At 56.0% G+C, this 18,994-nt stretch carries 14 protein-coding genes; all 14 read right to left on the minus strand.

What is annotated here, in order from left to right; genetic code table 11:
- The gene (locus tag VGM48_RS18565; RefSeq protein WP_331581915.1) at positions 1–1,701 is read right to left on the minus strand and encodes a hypothetical protein; all 1,701 of its coding nucleotides are present in this window, start codon (positions 1,699–1,701) and stop codon (positions 1–3) included.
- Positions 1,702–1,720: 19 nt separating this feature from the next.
- Entirely contained in the window at positions 1,721–3,094 is a 1,374-nt protein-coding gene (locus tag VGM48_RS18570) for a hypothetical protein (protein WP_331581916.1), read from the minus strand.
- Positions 3,091–3,702, minus strand: a complete 612-nt coding sequence (locus VGM48_RS18575) for a hypothetical protein (protein WP_331581917.1) — start codon at positions 3,700–3,702, stop codon at positions 3,091–3,093. Before VGM48_RS18575 ends, VGM48_RS18570 begins: the two co-directional genes overlap by 4 nt.
- Positions 3,693–7,814, minus strand: a complete 4,122-nt coding sequence (locus VGM48_RS18580) for an RHS repeat-associated core domain-containing protein (protein WP_331581918.1) — start codon at positions 7,812–7,814, stop codon at positions 3,693–3,695. The genes VGM48_RS18575 and VGM48_RS18580 overlap by 10 nt, the downstream gene beginning before the upstream one ends.
- Positions 7,815–7,826: 12 nt before the next feature.
- Positions 7,827–9,644 carry a type VI secretion system Vgr family protein gene (locus VGM48_RS18585; protein WP_331581919.1) on the minus strand — a complete coding sequence of 606 codons (1,818 nt, stop codon included), beginning with the start codon at positions 9,642–9,644 and terminating at the stop codon, positions 7,827–7,829.
- Positions 9,645–9,656: 12 nt separating this feature from the next.
- Positions 9,657–10,046, minus strand: a complete 390-nt coding sequence (gene tssD / locus VGM48_RS18590; RefSeq protein WP_331581920.1) for a type VI secretion system tube protein TssD — start codon at positions 10,044–10,046, stop codon at positions 9,657–9,659.
- Positions 10,047–10,100: 54 nt separating this feature from the next.
- A complete protein-coding gene (tssD, locus tag VGM48_RS18595) occupies positions 10,101–10,493 on the minus strand; it encodes a type VI secretion system tube protein TssD (protein ID WP_331581921.1) in 393 nt (130 codons plus the stop codon).
- A gap of 329 nt (positions 10,494–10,822) precedes the next feature.
- On the minus strand, positions 10,823–12,199 hold the full coding sequence (locus VGM48_RS18600) for a DUF5458 family protein (RefSeq protein WP_331581922.1): 1,377 nt from the start codon (positions 12,197–12,199) through the stop codon (positions 10,823–10,825).
- Between the two features lie 50 nt (positions 12,200–12,249).
- Positions 12,250–12,702 (minus strand): hypothetical protein, encoded by a 453-nt coding sequence (locus VGM48_RS18605; protein WP_331581923.1) that lies wholly within the window; start codon positions 12,700–12,702, stop codon positions 12,250–12,252.
- Positions 12,703–12,712: 10 nt separating this feature from the next.
- Positions 12,713–15,175: an ATP-dependent Clp protease ATP-binding subunit gene (locus VGM48_RS18610; protein WP_331581924.1), complete on the minus strand. Its 2,463-nt coding sequence runs from the start codon at positions 15,173–15,175 to the stop codon at positions 12,713–12,715.
- 2 nt (positions 15,176–15,177) lie between these two features.
- Positions 15,178–16,212 carry a PKD domain-containing protein gene (locus VGM48_RS18615; RefSeq protein ID WP_331581925.1) on the minus strand — a complete coding sequence of 345 codons (1,035 nt, stop codon included), beginning with the start codon at positions 16,210–16,212 and terminating at the stop codon, positions 15,178–15,180.
- A 127-nt stretch (positions 16,213–16,339) separates the two neighbouring features.
- Positions 16,340–16,870: a type VI secretion system TssO gene (gene tssO / locus VGM48_RS18620; RefSeq protein ID WP_331581926.1), complete on the minus strand. Its 531-nt coding sequence runs from the start codon at positions 16,868–16,870 to the stop codon at positions 16,340–16,342.
- Positions 16,871–16,949: 79 nt separating this feature from the next.
- Positions 16,950–18,143, minus strand: a complete 1,194-nt coding sequence (gene tssK, locus VGM48_RS18625; protein WP_331581927.1) for a type VI secretion system baseplate subunit TssK — start codon at positions 18,141–18,143, stop codon at positions 16,950–16,952.
- Positions 18,112–18,981 carry a TssN family type VI secretion system protein gene (locus tag VGM48_RS18630; RefSeq protein ID WP_331581928.1) on the minus strand — a complete coding sequence of 290 codons (870 nt, stop codon included), beginning with the start codon at positions 18,979–18,981 and terminating at the stop codon, positions 18,112–18,114. The genes tssK and VGM48_RS18630 overlap by 32 nt, the downstream gene beginning before the upstream one ends.
- Positions 18,982–18,994: the final 13 nt, after the last annotated feature.

Raw genomic sequence — 18,994 nt, forward strand, 5'->3', positions numbered from 1 at the left:
CTACCGACATCCGTTTTTGTAATCCCGCCGGATGGCCGCCAACTCCGGCCGCTCCGCCCTGCCGGGATCCACCATCCCCAACAACTGCCCATAATATCGGCAAGCCTTTTCCGGATTGCCCGCCCGCTTCGCCGCCAACCCCGCACCGCAAAGCCCGTTGAATCGTTTAGGATGCCGGCCCAGGTCCAGCTCATAGGCCTCCAACGCTTCACCCGGACGATTCATCTGCAAAAGCAGATCGCCCAGTAATTCCCTCGCCGGCAGGACCTCCCCGGGAGTCACCGGATGCTTTTCCGTCGCATCCTCGAGTTCGGCGGCCATTTTCATGTTGTCATACGCCTCCACATGCCTCCCCTCCCGATACGCAATCCAGGCCTCCCCCGTTTTCAGCTGGATCAACACCTGGTTGGCCTTATAAACATCTTTCTCGTTGATCAACTGTTCATGCAATTGCTGCAACTCCCGGTATTCCCCCCGGGCCGCACCGGTATCCCCGCTATTCGCCGCCCCCATCAGCCGGGCGAAGTGATGGATCGCCTTTTGCCAGGGAAACTTTTCCCAGCGAAACCCAACCGGCTGCAGGGAAAGAGTAGCCGCTTCCTTCCACAGCTTATTTTCGAGTGCATACCGCGCGGGAATGGCGGCAAAGGCATAGGCAACTTTAAAGTTCGCCGGGTACACGTCATGGATGGTGGTAAGGTATTCGCATTGTTCCCGCGCAAGCCGGTTCTCTCCCTTTTGCAGCAGCGCATAGACAAGATAATCCAACCCATGCAGCTCTTCGTCCCAGTGTCCCTTGAACCCCGCCGTCTCCGCATAGCATTGGGCGGCGGCAACCGACGCCCGGTTGGAGGCGATGCATTCATCCCACAATCCCAGGCGGGTAAAAATATGCGACGGCATATGCGTCGCATGCGCGGATGATGGCGCGATGGCCGCATATTTCCTGGCGGCCGGCAGGGCCAGCGCCGCCAGCTCGGGATAGTCGTAGGTATGAATGATATAATGCGCGATCCCCGGATGGTCCGGTTCATTGGGATAAAGCGTGTTCAAAAGGGCTCCGGCCTTCCTTTGATTCACAAAAGATTTATCGGCAGGGTCCGCCGCCGCATCGAGCGCCAACGCAAAAAATACCGCCGCCTCCTTATCCTCCGGATAGGCGGAGTACAGTTTTTCCATCGCCTTTTCATGATCGATGCTCCGGGTATGCAGGTCCACTTTGTCCCAGCCCTTGTACAACAGCGCCATCGCATCGATATATTCCGCTTCTCTTTTGGATTTTTGGGGGAGGGCCTGGGCTATTTCGAGGGCCTTCGCCCCCTTTTTATATTCGGCTTCGGACGGGGCTGTCCAAAGCGGATGATAGTTACACATGGCGACTCCCCAGTAAGCCATGGCGCAGGTCGGGTTTTCATCGATTATTTTTGAAAAGACCTTTTCGGCTTCCTCATATTCAAAGGAATGCAGCATCTCGATGGCGAGGTTGAATTGGGCCTGCACCTTCTTTCCGCAGGAATTGTCGAACTCCACCGAGCCGAACTGTTTACCGGGAAGACCGCAGGAAATCACCTTCCCCCTTATAAGATGGATGGAATCGATGGCCTCCCTGGAGGGCGCTGCATTCCGCTCTTTGCAGGATACAAGCATCAGGAATCCCAGCATAAAAAACATCGACTGTGTCCCAGACGATACCTTTTTCATACTGATCTAAAGTTACGGATTATTCTTCCACCATCGACTCCGCCTCCACTTGCCGCAACTTTTGACGGGTATAGTTCTTTTCCAACTCCTCCACCGTCTCTCGCCATCCCTCCCCAAAAACATCCGCCATCTTTTCCTCCACCACAAGCCGCAACCCATCCTTTTCCGGATCCCCCATCTGCACAAAGGCAAGAGCCATGAACGGATACTCGCCCGTCACGATCTCATCGCCGCTCAGCCGTTCCGTCAAGGCCATCGCCCGGCCCACCGCGGCGGCCTTCTGCTCATGGAAATGCTTGTATCGCGCAAAAACAAAAGCCTTATAATAGGCAGACAAAGCCTGCGACCAGTAACCAAAGTCTTCCGCCAGCGCACCCATCCGCATAAACCAGTCCAACGCCTCTTTTCGCCGCCGCTGCAGCTGACAATGCGAACCCCGGTAAGCATAATATTGCAACAGCAGGGATCGCATCGCTTCAATGGGTTGGTCGATACCCCGCCGGCAGACGATGACACCCCCATCCAGCAAGCTCTCTATCTTCTCGTGGGCTCTGAAGGCGAACAACATCCCCGCATAAGAAAGATAAGCCGTGGCCAGCAGGAGATCATCCCCGCTCTTCTTTCCGAGGACAAGCGCCTTCTCCCCCCAATCCTCCAATCGCGGCCGGTCCTTTGCCGTTGCGGCCGCGCCCATCTCGAAAAGACATTCCCGGAAGGCGGCCTGCGGGTCGGTGGCCGCACCGGCCGTGGCGATCTCCCGGACGGCCCGCTCCATGCGCAGATCATGCAACAGCGTACAACTGTGCTCTCTGTATTCCTCAAAAGTGGCGCCCAGGTAATTGCCCTGGACATGATCGAATAGTAGTAATTGCACCCCGTCGGGAAGATCCTGCTTCATCCAGCGATGCAGCCATAGATTAAATCCGGCGGGGGAAGGCATCTCTTTCGGCAACAAGGCCAGTACAAACTCCGAAACAGGCATGCCCAGCCATTCCCGGTATCCCCGGATCATTTGCAAAAGCAATGCGTCACACTCCTCATACCGCTCTCCAGCGACAGCCCTTCGAAAACGCTCCACAGTCCATTCGCCCGTGACACCCGCTTCGGCCAACACCTTCCGCTGCTCCCCATTTTCATCATACTCCTGCAGCCAGTTGCGCATCAGCGCATGGCTGTATTTCTCAGCCGACTCGAACGGCGTATAAAAAAATACAAAAAGATTATCCAGCGCCCCGTGCGGCGATGCCTCCAACCGGCAGAACCCTTCATACATGCGGCTCTCCTCCGGCTTCAGCATCCACCGGACCAGCCGGTGCTCCGGCCCCACGTTTTGCTGCCATAGCCGGGCCATTTCTCCCAGCCGCTGCATTATCGGATTGTGAGGATGTATCATGGCTCATTTCCATTGATCAGCCGTTTCAGGATGTCCCAGGTATATTCCTGCACATCGACGGAATACCGGAAGGTTTCCGAATCGGCCTTGCTGACAATGCTCTTATCGTCGGCGCCAACACTGTTCAATGGGATCTTGGCATAAGGCTTTTGTTTGATCAGAAAAAAGCCGCCCTCTTCCCGGATGATCCGCAGGGAAGCCGCCAATTGAATATCGATGTACTTATGCATTTGGACCCTCGATAGCGCGCCCTTTTCGAAGATCAGCTCCACCGAGTCGTGCTCATCATCCCTGAAGGCAAACCCCGAACCCGCGATACCGGCCATCGTTTGATAAAGGATCTTATCGACAGGGTATTCGCTCGAAAGTTTAAAGGAGGTGTTCTTGCCACGATAGACGGCATCGAATTCCATTTCCGCGGCATCGGCGCTCAGCCGAAGGTTGTTCATCTTCGTAAGGTTGGGTTCTCCGTGCGGGTTCTGGTCCAGCTCAAATTCATGGGTGCCCTTGTTGAAATAGAACTTCAGTTCCGAGACCACACATAACTGCCCCCCTTTTGCGTCATACGAAAAGACCGATGTTGTTGGTTTAATAAGTTTTACCGGCATAGAATATTATGTTTTTCCAATACTTCCCAGGCTTCGTCCGATCTTGGTCCAAAAGCCTTCCCGCCATCCCTGACCTTCACCAGTTCGGCGCGGACAACCGCGAACTTTTCCGCGGGGATCTTGATGGCATCCCCTACTTTGTTCCCCTTGGTCATCGGAAAGGTGACGCTTTTCGCGCCGCCTTCATCCAGGATCTTGAACATATCGGCCCTGCAGTTCGTACAGACGCCTACCGGCTTGGTGCCTCCCGGATTGAATTGACCGTTCACATTACTGAGGGTGATATCTTTTCCATCCAATAGTCCCCTGTCGGCAAAAGAGTTCAACCCGTTTATTTCGGCATGTCCCGAGGCGCTGCTCGCAAAGTTCTCCGTCACCGTCCCGTTCGAGATATCAGCATTCGCGCCGTTCATAAATCCCCCCCAGGGCATCAATCCCAGCGGATCGATCTGTTCATTCGGGTTCCGCACATATCCGTAGGATACCAGTCCGCCGTTAAGTCCGATGGGATCCTGGCTGATATAAACACCGTCCCCGGGGCTGTAATATCTGAATCGGTTATAGTACAAACCGGTCTCGGTATCCTCGTATTGTCCCTGGTAACGGAACGGCACATCGCCCCGCTCACCCGCTAAAGTTCGGACTCTTCCATAAATATCCAACGCGGCTTCCCAAACTTTCTTCCCGGAATCGTCATACATTTCCTGCGGCGTGCCGAGATAGTCACTGATGATGCTATACGCCTTCCCCCCCGCTATTTTGGCGGCCGGTATAAAGCTGTCCGCATCGAAGATCCAACTGATAAGATCGTGGGTGGGCTCCTCCCGATCGGGCCGGATCCCGCCCCGTTCGTCGATGAGGATCCTGGGCCGCTCTTTTTCGGGGTAAGTCCATTCGTGCAGCAGGACATTCCCATTCCACAAAAAACGGGTTACCTGGCCATCATAGGTCTTCTCGATCCTCCGGCCCAACGCATCATACTTGAAGCAAACGGTTTTTCCATCCGGCCTTTCCACCTTGCCCAGCAACCCACCCCCAAGCCACCGGTAGCGCCAGGTCTTTCCCGTCGTTTTCTCCGTCCGGCTGACCAGGTTGCCTTCTTCATCGTATCTATAGGTCTTTCCCCGGCTTTCCAGCAGGGCGCCCGAAGTGCTGTATTTACGGTCGGACCTGTCCCGGGTCTCGTAGATATTGCCGGTATCGTCCGTCGCCCGGTAGACGATATCGCTATCCGCATATTGTGCAAACACCAGGTTGCCGGCTACATCCTGTCTGAAGACGCTCGAGGCTTGTGACAGGGCATCAAAGATCCGGGTGAGCCGGTCTCCTGCTTCCCAGGTATATTTCTTCCAGCTTTGTCGCACTCCATTGCGGGTAACCTTCCGCTCGCCGGGCCTCCCGGCAGGATCGTACATCCATTCGCTTTTGATACCGCCCGGCAACAACCTTTCGACCTCCCGCCCGGCCCGGTTGTATCGCAAACGGCAATGCCATTCGGACCCCGGCCCACCACCCGCATTCAAGCTGACCGGCAGGCCCGTTCCATCCCGTTGCATCCCGATAGTGACGCCCAGGCTACTGCTGATCCCGATCCGGTCACCATATTTATCATAACTGCTCTTCACGGCATAGCTGCCCTGCCATTCGGTCTCGACCCCGCCCGTCTTGTTACGGATAAGCTTCACCGTGCTATGCTCATTGGTCGCCTCGATCAGGCTGCCGTTCCGGTCATAACGAAAGATTTCCCAGCTGCCGTCATCGCGCTCGATCCGGGTGATCCTGCCGGATCTGTCATATTCGTAGGTGGTATGATGTCTTCCCGGCCTTTCCACCCGGGTCACTTTGCCTGCCAGGTCTCTGTCGTATTGCCGTTGTAGGCCGTCAAAACCGGTCTCGCTGACAATCTCTCCCCGTTTGTTGTAGCCAAACCGATAGTGTTTTCCCGCCTCGTTTACCACCGCTTTCAGCCGCTCCTGGTTATCGTAGAGGAAATTAAGCTCGGTATGGTTCTGCTTCCGCTTCTTCAGCCTGCCGAGCGGGGTATATTCAAACTCCACCCGGCCATTGTTGGCGACAGCGCCGGTGACTTCCTCATAGGCATTGTACTCAAGCGCGATGGTATTGCCATCGGGCAGGTACAGTTGATGAAGCCGTCCCAGGGCATCATAATCATAATGTCTCAGCTGACCTTCGGGGTTTACCGTCTGCAGGCAGCGGCCCAACGCATCATACTTCCATTTCGCCGTAGCTCCGGTGGGCAACAGCACCTCGATCAGGTTCTCATCGGCATCATATTCGAAAGCCGTCTTCTGCCGGCCATTCTCGATCACGGCCGCCAGCTGTCCCATGTCATTGTATTCATAGCCGATGGTCTTCCCGTTGGGGTAATTGATAAATCGCAGCCGGCGTTCCGGGTCATATCCATAGGATTCACTGTTTCCGTCGGGGCCGATTATAAGTTTGATCTGGTTGAACTCGTTGTAATGGAATTGCAGGCTGGAGTTATCCGGAAATATTTTTTCCTTCACCAGGGCCCGGTCATCATAGACATACCCGGTGATATTGCCCAGCTCATCGATCTCCCGGTAGAGCTCAAAGTCATCCGTATATTCCGTGGCCCGGTGATTGCCATAGTGGTCCGTCTCCTGTACGCAAAGGTTATTCTCATCGTACCAATAGGTGGTATTCTCGCCCAGGCCGTTCACCACGGCAGTATATCCCTCTCCGAAGTCGAGCCGGCCCTCCAGCAGGCCGCCGTCCCCCCAGGTATGGGTACACCGCCGCCGCTGATCGTATTCCCAGTAAAAGGACACTCCGTTCCGGTCGGTCTTCTGTACCATCAGGTGATCCTGATAGAGGATTTGCGTGGTCTGCCCGATCGCATCCGTGATGCCCGTCAGATCGCCTTCTTCGTTATAGGCATAGCTTACCAGGGTCTGTGCGATGTCTTTATGCCGAACCTCCACCCGGATAATGTGCCGGTTCTTGTCATAATGCAGGAGCAGCCTTCTTCCCGCACTGTCCGTCATCGCCTGTAAGGATTGTCCGCTGCCGGAATAATGAAATTGGATCCGGTACCCACTGTAATTTTCGATAAACGATAGCCGAAAGATATTGGCGCCCGCCACATGATTGAAATGAAAATAAAGCCCGGCCCCAAAATCATCCAGGAAGAAATGTCCGTTCTCCTTCCGGCGGAGCATCAGCTTTTCAGCCCGGTGGTAATATTCCTCTCCCGGTTGAAGCAAGGGAAACGCGGCCACCCGGCCGTCGGCAAGCGACAATGCCAATGCACCCTCTTCGGGAAACAACTCGATCCACCGGTCATAACACAAATGGGTCCCATGGCCAAGCATCCCGTCACGGGTGGCGTCGCTGTCCCATTCCCTCGTCCATTGGATGGAGATAGGCCCGGGTATCTCAAAATCGACGCCGCTATAGTTCACGCGGCCCGTCACAAGGTCCACCGGTTCAAAACCCATCTTGCACAACTTCCCTTTCAGCTTGCCGCTAAGCCCGGTCTTCCCCGATAATTTGCTGCCAAGCTTTTTCAGTAATTTTCCGGCCACCTTTCCCAGCACTTTCAGGAAAGACCCGAAAACAAAGGCTTTCAGCAGCGCCATCAGGCTGAAATTCGGCACCAGCGGCCCACCAACGTTCACAGGCTGCCCCCATTGCAGCGGGATGCAAAAGGAAGTCGGCAGATATAAGGAGGGGATGGGAATGAATTTCCGGCCCGGCCGGAAGCTCAGAGGGATCCCGATATCGTTACAGGTCATCAGGACGTAGCCGGCGCCGCTCATGGGCGCGCCATCCACCATGACCTTCTTGCTACCGAAGAAATTCTGGCTGTTGTGACCGATGATGGGGGCGAGGGTGAATCCGGCGCCTTCGGGGATATGCATGAAGGTAATGATCATCCCCATGGTGTCGGTGTTACCGCGGGGCACGCCGTTGACCTTTACCGTAGCCCCGATAAAAGGGATATAATCGAAGGGATCGATCACAAGACCGATATAAGGGTGGGGAAGGGGTACGAAGGGGAACGGCAGGTTCACGAAGTGAATATCGATCCCGATAACCGGTTTTAAATGTGTGTTGGCAACGTACATAGACCGTTATGATTAGGTGTTCAGGTTGACCATTCCGCCACGGATATTCGTCGCGGCATTCCCGTTGACTTCCACATGCGTGGAATTGACGCCGATCTTGCTCTGGCTGCTTAGATTCACCTCCGTATTGGCCGTCGCCTCTACCTTGTTCTGCGACTCGAGGCTGATCAGCGTATCCGACTGCATCGTGACCTGGTTCTTCCCATACAGCGACGCCGTCTCGGACAGTTGCCCGTCCAGTTTCTTCGACTCCATATAGATCTCGTTCTCCGCCAGCATCGTTATCTTCTTGGTCTTGAAAGTGATCTCGTCGGTGGCATCGATCAGCACCGTCTTATTGGCCTTCACGGTGATATTCCCCGCCCCGTCGATCAGCACGCTGTTGCCATCCTTGTCTTCGACGAAGACGCTCCCCGCGGCATCATTCATGACTACCTTGTTGCCGCTGCGGGTCTGCAGCGCCTTCACGTCATTCCCGCCGTTGCTGAAGCTGGTACTCGCCGCTCCATGATAGACGGTTCCGATCACGTAGGGCTTCACCGCACTGTCTCCCTCGAATCCCGCGATCACTTCTTCCCCGACCTCCGGGATAAAGAACATCCCCTTGCCGCCCCCGCCATGCGGACTCGTCACCCGGATCCACGGGGTCTTCTCGGCGCCGTTCATCCAGTAAAATTTCACTCGCACGCGGCCCAATCCCCTGGGATCGTGGTTATCCGTCACCAGCGCACTCTGTGCCTCACAGGGCGGCGCCATAGGGGTTGCCACCGGGGGCATCTTGATACTCGCCGGGACCGCCACAAAATCATTATTATAGTTACCCTGTCCATCTGCATAGTGATTCACCGAGATGACGGTATAGTCGCCATAACTTTCGCTGCTTTGACTAAAAGCATTCGTTCCCTGCACACTCACCGGCCCGCCAACCACGACACCCGGATGCCCGCTGGCTCCGTTGAACCGGACATGGTTGCTGCTCTGCATCGCGGACTGGATATTGACGACATCATCCAGCTGTTTTTTATTCGTCAGAAAGTGATTGTTCCACACCTTCGGTGTCGCGGCATAGACCGTCTGGCTGGCCTGCAGCGCCGTCTTCCCCAGATCGTTAAGCCCCGCCTTTCCATCGATCCCCGTCGGGCTACTGGAATACACCTGATGATTCATATAGTCATAGGCCATCATCTGCAGGGCGGCGGGCCGCACCTGTAAGGCCATGGTAAACCGGCTCAGGTTGCTGCCAAAAGTCAGCGCCGTGGTCGCACCGCCGGGTGGGGTGCCGACGATCAGGCCCCGGCCATCGTAAAAAAGCCATTCTCCATAAGTCGCGCACATCCGGAAAAGAAACTGCCACGCCGTCTCTTTATATTGAACATAATAAGACAACGTCTCCGGGTACGTGGGCGACACGGTTGGATTCAATAAGTTTTGTGGGAAGTGCTTGAGCACATCCTGGGCAATGTTCTTCACGGCCTTCTTCTCCCAGCTCTTGCAGTGGGGGCCGTTGTCGAGAATGATGGTGGGACTATAGCCGGTGATGATGATATCCCCGTTATAACTGTTGAAACGGGACGTCTCCACCTGGGTGACGATCCCGCTGAAACGCAGCTGTCCGCTCATCCCGACCGAATTGATCTGCGCCGTCAGATTGGCGCCCATCCATTCTTTGGATTTGTTGAAGATGCTCCCGGTATTGCCGTCGATGGCCTCCGCAGGGCATACCAGCCTGAACGCATGATGCGAAAAGATCCCCTGCGTCAGCTGAAAGGAGGAAAAGGTCGTGATGGGACTGCCGGCAATGCTGATGGTAGTATTGACTAATTGTGCCATATTTCCCTCCCTTTACTCCGGCCAGTTGTTTTTAAAATTCGATCCGTTGAGTTTCAGTTCTTTTGCACTAAGGACCACCCCTATCTGCATAGGATACTCCCCATCATGCTGATATACCTCGTTGTAGTCCACGCAATGCGCATCCGTGAACTCCAGGGTCTTTAGTTTGCTCATCGTGTCCCGCCGGAAAAAAGTGATCGACCCGCTCTTCTTCTGCGTCGGGCTGATCATCCAATCGAAAAGGTCGACCTTCCCCGTACTCTCCACAGTGAGGCTGACAGTGCCCCCCTGCGGGATCGATGAAGGCCGGCCGGTGGTGTCCGTCACCTGGGAAAAACGGAAGTTGCAATACAGGATATTTGCTTCTTCACCGTCGATCATTAGCTTGGCCAGAAATGACATAAAACAAGGTTTTGATGAGAAGGGCAGGCTTACGGGCCTGCCCCTCGATAAGTCTTACATTTTAACCCATTCGTTTGTGTGCGATCCGCTGCCGACAGAGATGACCCTGGCGCTCAGCGTAAAGCTCTCCGTAACGGGGTTGTCGCCGGTTGCATCGAAATTCTCCCGGTAATCGACCACATAGGCCTCCGTGAACTTCAACTGCTTCATCGTCGCGTCGGAGTCGCGCTTGACAAAGGTGATCGTCCCATCCTTGCGCTCGAAATTGTTGGTCATCCACTCGAAGAAGGTGGTGTCCCCTGTAGATTCCACTATCAGGTTGATCTTACCCCCACGGGTAATCGAAGAAGGCCGGCCGGTAGCATCGGTCTCCTGCTTCAAAGAATAATTACAACTTAGGACGTTGACGTCCTTTCCGCCCACATTAAGCTTTGCCTTAAATGACATGACGTTTACATTTTAATGGTTAAAAAATGAAATGGTATAAAGACCAGTAAATAAAAAACAATAGAGATCCGCACGCCGGTTACGGCACGTTCAAACAATAGAACTCACGCAGGCTACTATGCCAATCAGATGGAAGGGGACTACGTCTTGGGGGTTATTGTAGAAATAATTAAAGGGAACTGGTCTTGCAAAGGATGGATGACGAATGAGAGTAAGTGCTACAATGTTAGCAACAAAAAACTTTAGCGGAAAAAATGCATGCCCGAAGTTTTCCACATTATCGCAAAAATAATATCGCGCTCTCGTATCTCAATCGCGTATGGTTGCGCTCACTCCTGCTCGTAAGTCGACGCCCACTCCGTCTTCTCCGTATCCTCGCCGCGCTGCCCCTCCAGCTTGATCAGGAAGGTCTTCGCAGGGAAATAAGGTTTCAGATGGATATCGAGATGGATCTTGTCCTTTTGCAGCGGGTCCTGCTCAAACCGCATGATCGCAAAATTCTCGATCAGCTTACCCGGTCCCGTTACACTGTCCAGGAATTTAACGATCTGCCCCATCAACTCCTTCCGCGTGCTCGCATTGAAATTCTCGAACGCCCGCCGGTTCAGGAAATCCATCATCACCTTGGCCACATAGTCGAACACCCGCACTACGCTATACGTCTGCAACCCCAGGTTGTCGCCGTTGAAAAGGGTCTTGGCCGAAAAAGCCATCACCTTCCCATACTCCTTTACCATCGGCACCAGCCCCAGCTTCTCGAGACTCGCAATCTCACTCTTCTTCAGATCGAACCTCACGCCATCAACCTCATTCAGCCCGCCGTATTTCTTCCCCGCCGTCACCTGCGACATCAGGGTCTGATAGATGCGGCCGCCAAGCGCCGCGGCAGGCGGGACATAAAGATGATCTTCCTCGCCGATCTCATCCAGCTTCCCCCGGCCCACCAGCCAGTTACAGGTCATGATCACATTGCTCCGGTAAGGATCGCCCCCCGTCAGGTTGGCGGCGTCGAACAATTCCATCACATCATCCGGCGAATCCAGGTGCTCGAAGTCGGTGATCAGCATCACCTTATTCTCATAGGCGATCTTCGCCCATTTCTCAAGTACCTTGTTCGACCCCAGATAACCCGGAAGGATCAGCAGGCTATAGTTGTTACGGAGATCGAGCCGGTCGTAATGATTGATCAGCTCCACCCTGATCGTATCGATAAACCGCGTATTGTCCAGGTCCTTCAGTTGATCCGGCTCGGCGTTGATGATGGAAATATTCTTGATCTTCAGACTCTCGGTATTCTTAAAGAACAGCGCCACACTGCGATAACTCCGTTCAAGTTCCTCCGTCTCGCCGACGGCCATCTTCAGGTTCTTTGTCAGCGTCTGGCCGGCCGACACCGCCTTCTCGTTGCTGAACCCGACCATATCCGTCACCTCCTCGTTGCTTTGCAACACTTCGAGCCACCATTCAAGGGTCTTTTGCAGTAGCGCGCGCTCGTCCTTCTTCGAAGGCTCTTCCAGGAAGATCTTCCGCCGGGCCTTGCGCGAAGGATTGAGGTTTTGGACATCATCGATCGCGGATTCCAGAAGATCGAACCCCCCGAACCGGGCAAGACCCTGCAATGGCGACTCCAGCGCTTCCGGTGACGGCGCCGCTTCCCGGATGGAGACGACGGGCTCTTCGGCCGTTTTGATTTGTTCTGCTGACATAAATTAGATTTAATGATTTTTAAAATAAATGGATCGCACCCGCCGGCCACTCACTGCGTCGCCTTCAATTCCGCCACCAGCGCCTGCAGGCTACGGATCAGCGCATCTTTCGTATCCTTGTTGGCGAGCGCCTGCTTCAGCAGCTTGTTCGTCTTCAATTGCCGGATCATCTTATGATACTGCTGCTGTTTCCAGTCCAGCTCGTTGAGATAGGGACTCTGGGCCGTGATCCCCTTAACCCCGAAATCCTCCAGCCCCCCAAAACGCAGGGTCTCCCGGCGAAGCATGCCTTCCTCCGTCTCAAATTCCATTTCGACTTCGGGCCCAAAGTGTTCAAATACGGATTCGATGTCCGTCAGCCCGGTTACGATTTCGGGCTTCACGGGCGGGTCCTTGGTCAGCTTCTCAGCCAGCAGGACGCGGTTTTGCGGGATATCGGCAAAGGCTTCAAAAGCGTCGGTTTTCACCTCCACCCCGCCAATGCCATACGGTTCAATAGCCATAGATCAAAGTTTAAGTATGAATAAAATAGTTCAATGTTCCATTTTCATCGACATCCAGTCGCACCCGGTCCCCCGCAGCAAGTTTCCCGCTCACGATCATCCGCGACAACGGCCGCCGCACCTGACCCCGGATCACCCCCGCCAGCGGCCTTGCCCCATACTCCGGCGAAAATCCCCGCTCCGCAACGAGGCGCGCCGCCGCGTCCGTCACGGTGAGGGAAATACCCTGACCCGCCAGCAACGAATGCAATCCCTTCATCTGGATGGCGAAGATCGCCTCCATCATCTCCGCCCGCATCGGCCCAAAAGGCACGATCTCCGTCAGCCGGCCCAAAAATTCCGGCCGGAAATGTCCCGCCATTTTCTCCAGCAGCTCGCCATGCGTCGGCGCCGCCCCGCGGGCAAAAGCCTCCGTCACAAAACGGCTGGCGAGATTGCTCGTGAAGATGATCACCGCATTGCTGAAATCTCCCTCCCGGCCCAGCTTGTCATGCAGCCTGCCCTCGTCCATAATCTGCAGGAAAATATCGAACACGGAAGAATGCGCTTTTTCTATCTCGTCAAACAACACCACCGCATAGGGCTGCTGCCGGATCCGGTTCACCAGCAACCCGCCCTCTTCATATCCCACATATCCCGGCGGCGCACCATACAGCAGGGCCGCCGAATGCTCCTCCTTGAATTCCGACATATCGAACCGGATCATCATCTTCTCATCCTGGAACAACAGACCCGCCAATGCCTTCGCCAACTCCGTCTTACCCGTTCCCGTAGGTCCGAGGAAGAAGAAACTGCCGATCGGCTGCCCGGGCTTGCTCAACCCCGACCGCGATTCCAGGATGGCTTCACCCATCGCCTGTATCGCCTGATCCTGTCCCACCACGCGTTGTCGCAGCAGTTGCGGCAGCAACAACAACCGGTCCCGTTCCTGGGTCTGCAGTTTTCCAACGGGAATGCCGGTCTTATCCGCCACCATCGACGCAATATCCTGCGGCTGCAGCCCCGTCCGCGTCAGCGGCAACAACCCGCGCATCCGCGTATACACCGCCGCCAGCTCCGCCCGAACCCGCTCTTCTTCCGCCATCTCGGCCACATCTTCTTCGGGCGCCACCTCCGCCCAGATGACCGGGCTCGTCGCGCTCTTCAGTTGCTGGTAGTGCCAGTGCAGATCACCTTTAATGGAATTAAACTCTTCCTCCATCCGCCGATACCCTTCTTCCCCCATATCCACCGCGAGCCGCAGCGAAGCCATCGCCTGATCCACCAGGTCGATCGCCGCATCCGGCAGCTTCCGCCCCTGGATATACCGCTTCGCCAGCCGCACCGCCTCCCGAAGCACCTCGTCATCTGCCGTCAGCCCGTGATGCTGCTCATAACGCGGCAACACCGCCTTCATCATCCGAAATGCGTTCTCCGTATTCGGCTCGGCGACCAACAACGCTTCGAACCGCCGCGCAAACGCCTCGTCTTTCTCGATATACTTCCGGTATTCTTCTCCGGTAGTGGCGCCCATCAGGGTGATCGTCCCCCGCGCCAATTCGGGTTTCAGCAGGTTCGCCGCACCCGCCGCCGCGCCGCCTTTGTCCAGCAGCATATGGATCTCGTCGATAAACAGGATAGCCTTGTCAAAATCCCGCAACTCCGCCAGGATGGCCTTCAGCCGCTCTTCCACCTCCCCCTTATAAGAAGCGCCCGCTACCAGCGCGCCATTATCCAGTTCAAAAAGCCTTGCCCCCCGCAAAAACTCCGGCACCCGCCCCTCATGGATCGCCAGCGCAAATCCATCCGCCAGCGCCGACTTGCCCACACCCGGTTCCCCGATCAGTAACACATTGGGCTTGCTCCGCCGGCTAAGGATCTCCGCCATCCGCCGCAACTCCTGCTCCCGGCCCACGATCGGATCGATCTTTCCCTGCGCCGCCTTGACAAGAACATCCCGGCAATAATTCAACAACGCCTGTCCGCCCGCGGCCCTGGCCCCACCTGCCCCCAAACCGCCATCCGTCGGCCGCTGCGGCATCAATTCCTTCACCGGGTCCACCGGGCGCAGCAACAAATCCCGCGTCAGCGGGAAAGTCTTCAATTGCTCGAACGAGAATCCCACCCCCGGCGTGCTCAACGCGATAAGCAGATCCATCGGCTGAACCTCTTCTTTATCCAACAGCCCCCTCACGCGATCCGCCTCCTCCAACACCCCCGTCACCTCCGCATCCGGCCGCAACACCGGCTTCGGCGCCACCGCCTTCCGATATCCTTCGATCCGCGTATCCGCCCAGTCGGCGATATAATACACGTCCTGGTCCATCTGCCAGAGCCTCGGCTCCAGGCCGACATCGGCATGCAGCAATGCCTTCAACAGATGCGCCGCGCCTACCGCCGAATGCATATTTTCCTTCGCCAGCGCCTCAGCGATCGTAAACGCTTTTTCCGAACCGGCGCTCAGCCGGACATCCATCGTTGCTACAGCACTCATCATCAGAATATTTTACTGAATAATCCTTCTTTCTCTTTTAAATTCACAAACAGGGCGATGATACAATTCGTCTTGTCGTTCTTCACCAGCTGCACCGACAGCTTCTTGATCTTCTTCTCACTTTTCAACGAACTGAATTTATTGCACAGCTCGGTAAACGGCATCATCTTCCCATTCAGATTGGCCTCCACATTCAGGTTGCCGCCAAAATAAGGCGAGAAGCTGTCCGCAGTCTTCTGCTTGTTGGCCACCGCCCGCAGCTGCGCCTCGAATTGCTCGTTGCTGATCTCCGGCGCCTTCACGAGCGGCGGCTCCTCCTTCTTCACCGAATCCGTTGCCGGCGGCGCTCCCGGCGCCGGCTTGTTGGCGGCAACCATGACCTGCCGTTCGGGCCGGTCCCGGCGCTTCGGCGTGGCCGGCGGATTCACATAGATCTTCGCAATCCCCATCTGCCGCTCATCGTTATTGATCACCACCGTCACCGTCTTCAGCCCCGGCGTACTGTAAGTGTATTTGGGACTCCGGTCCGTCGCATCCACCGTCGCCGTCTCGCCAAACCGCCATTCCCATCGCGTGGCGCCCACCGTCGTATCCGAAAAGAGCACCGGCTTACCCACCTCCGCGGACTGTGGCGCGACAAAGGTCACGGCCAGCCGGGGATTGGCCACCGCCGGCGCCGCCAGGATCGTCACCCGCGCATACTCCGTACACTCCCCGTTCACCGTCAACGCCACCGTATAATCGCCCGGCGCATCATAGCTGTGCACCGCCGAACTGATCTTCGCATCGTTGCCCTGCTCGTCCCCAAAATCCCACTGCAGGGTCTGAAACTCCCGGATATTACTCTCAAACCGCACCACCTCCCCGGTAAAATAATGGGCGCTCCGGGCGGTAACCGTAAACGGCACGCATACCGTCCGGTTGGTCGACCGCCACGCCATGATCAGCAACGCCAACACCGCCGGAACGATCATCGCAATGATGGCCCGGTCATCCACCCGTTTATTCAGGATATATCGGTTCTTATTGTTGATCATGTCGTATCGGTTTTTAAAGTCAAACCCTCGCCCGCTGGCTCTTGCTCTGAAAGATTCCCCCGCCCGCTGGCTCTTGCTCTGAATGATTCCCCCGCCCGCTGGCTCCCTCGTAAATTTCCTTGTGTCCCTAAAAGCTCCCCTGTTGCCCCGTCGTATTGGTCCGCCGCAGCACATCGAGATCCCGCCGCGTATTATCCAGATCCCTTTGCGCCTGTTCATACTTCTGCCGGTAATCGTCCAGCTGCCGCGGCAGATCCCCGATGCTTGCCGCCTTGTTGGTCGCCTCCTGGTAACGCAGGAACACATCCAGCACATTTTTATTCAGCCGGCTGTACATGCTGCTGTCCTTGTATTGCAGCTGCGCCAGCTCCCGGATCTTCCCGGCGATCTGCTGATTCAGGTATACCGTATTACTGCCGGGCCGGCTCAGCGAGTCGATCAGCGCCTTCGCCTCATCCATACTCCGCACAAACTTCTCCTGCGCCAGCGCCTGCGTCTTGTACGCGCCAACCTGGTCCCGCAGGATCGCATTGTCCTTGGCCGGGATGCGCGTATCGAAATACACCGCGCTTACCACCAGCAGCATGGAGAACAAAAAGAATCCCAGGAATTTCCAAAAGGCCGTGTCCCGTTCCTTCGAATTGACAAGATGTGCCATATACCAGATGTTATATTTTTTTGCTCAACGCCGCAGGCCGATCTCAATTGCGCTCCGATCTCACCCGCGTCCTATCGCCCTAATCCGCCAAAAAACTCTTCCTCCTGGCCGCCGGCATCTCTTCCGCCGGCACCACCAGGTGCTCCTTCACAAAAATGCCGGCCTCACGCTTCTTCCCGATATATTCCAGCGCCGCCAGACTCCCGAAAAGCCGTAAGGTGAACGCGATAAACCCATCCAACTGCCGCAGCGCCGCGCGGATATCCGCGTGATCATAACGCAGGGTAGCCGCCGCCGTAAGCGTCGCATCCCACTCGCCCTGCTGCACCTGGCACCATTCGGCAAAATAGCTAAGCAGGTCGTCCTTCGGCATTCCCGTATAGACATCCAGCCGGTTCTTCATCAGCCGCGCAAGGGCCGCCATCCCCGCAATCATCCGCACGGGCGGCTGCGACCGGTACTCCAGCAGCACGCGTTGATACTCGCCGGCGAGATAGATGGCCATCGCGTCGCACAGCTCGCCGACCAGCATCGCCAGTTCGTTCTGCTGCCCCTTCTGAACCATCTTCTGTTGGATCCGCAACACATAACTTTCCATCATCCCAAAAAAGGACTCCAGCTCCGCATGCCATTCGGCAAGGGTAGGGTGGGCGTTCACTGCCGTACAGGGGGGGATATACTCTTCGTCAGGCAACACCTTTCCGTCGCTGACCCGGATCCGGCCCAACGGCAAAAAGAAGTCCCCCGGCGTCTCCCGGGAAAGCTCGCGGCAGTCCACCAGTTCCAGCCGGTAAGCCGGCGCGGTAAACGGCGGCCGCAGCTGGCTCTCCGTCATATCGGGCCGGCCCGCGGGAACCCGCGAGTAGGGATTTACGGCCAGCATCACAAAATATTCTGCGTCACTCGTCGCCATCTGCGCATACGGGATATTCAGCCCGGGGATCTCCGCCGTCAGCGCGTCTTCCCCCATCACCGAGCCTTCCCGGACAAAGACAAGATGCCCGCCATAGGTCACCGCCTGACAGCCGATCAGCCGGATCATCACCCGCTGCTGGTTGTCGGTCGTCACGACCACCGGCCGTCCCGGCTGCGGCTCACCCGACGGGAAAAGCCCATAACTCACCGCACTCAGCCCGGCCCGTGTATGCATGGCCTGCTGCCAGTGGTTTGCCCGCTGGTCGGCCCGGAAATGATCCTTGTTGATCTTCATACCATCGGCCCAGTTGACGGGCAGATACAGCTCAGGAGACCCGATTGCAGATGATGACGTCATTCTCTCTTATGTTGTTGATGAAAATTGTTTTTTCCGTGTCGATATACTTCGTCGAAAGATGATACCATTTCGGCTTCCGGTAAAAGATCCAGCCATGCAGGTCCCCCTGCATGTTGGAATAGCGGATGGACGAACCGCCATGACGGTCGTTATAGTCGTTGATGAAATAGTAAAAGAGTTGACCAAACTCCATATCCACCGGCGCCTTCGCCCGGAAGTTTGTAAAATAACGGTCCTCCATCTGCTTCTGAAACTCAAAACTGATCACCAGCAGGTTCTTCAGTTTCGCCTCCTCCAGGTCCGGCTCCTGCGCATGTGCAGGATAATACCATTCCTTGTAGATCTTCGGCGGAATAGCCACGCTCTTCAAATAGGTCTGATAAACAAAATAAGGAACCAAAAACAGTAACCCCGCCGTCGATATCGCGATCTCCGACCCCTCCCGGTTGACGATCCGGTAGGTCATGATCATCGCCACCGCCCCCAGCAACAGCAGCACCAGCAGATGCAGCACCTCCGGCCAGAACGCACCCGGCCCCATCCATTTCAGCCAGCGCTTGCCCGTATAGAGATGCAGGATGCCGATCCCCAGGAAAAGTACCTGGTAGAAGAGAAAGGCAAAGAGATATTGCGAAAAGGGCAGCGCAATGCAAAAGCCACTCAGCGCAAACAATAGGACAAAGGACAGGGTGTACAGGATCGTGCGCTTGCTAAAGGCCTTGAAGCCGCCGCGCACCCGGCTGATGAGCATCCCCATCAACGCGGAAAGGCCGATCGTGCCGATGCTCAGCACCATCATCCATTTACCCATCTCCGGATATAACCATCTTTCTGTCATACCAATAGAATTT

The organism is Puia sp. (assembly GCF_036500295.1).
In the GTDB taxonomy this organism is placed as follows: Bacteria; Bacteroidota; Bacteroidia; order Chitinophagales; family Chitinophagaceae; genus Puia.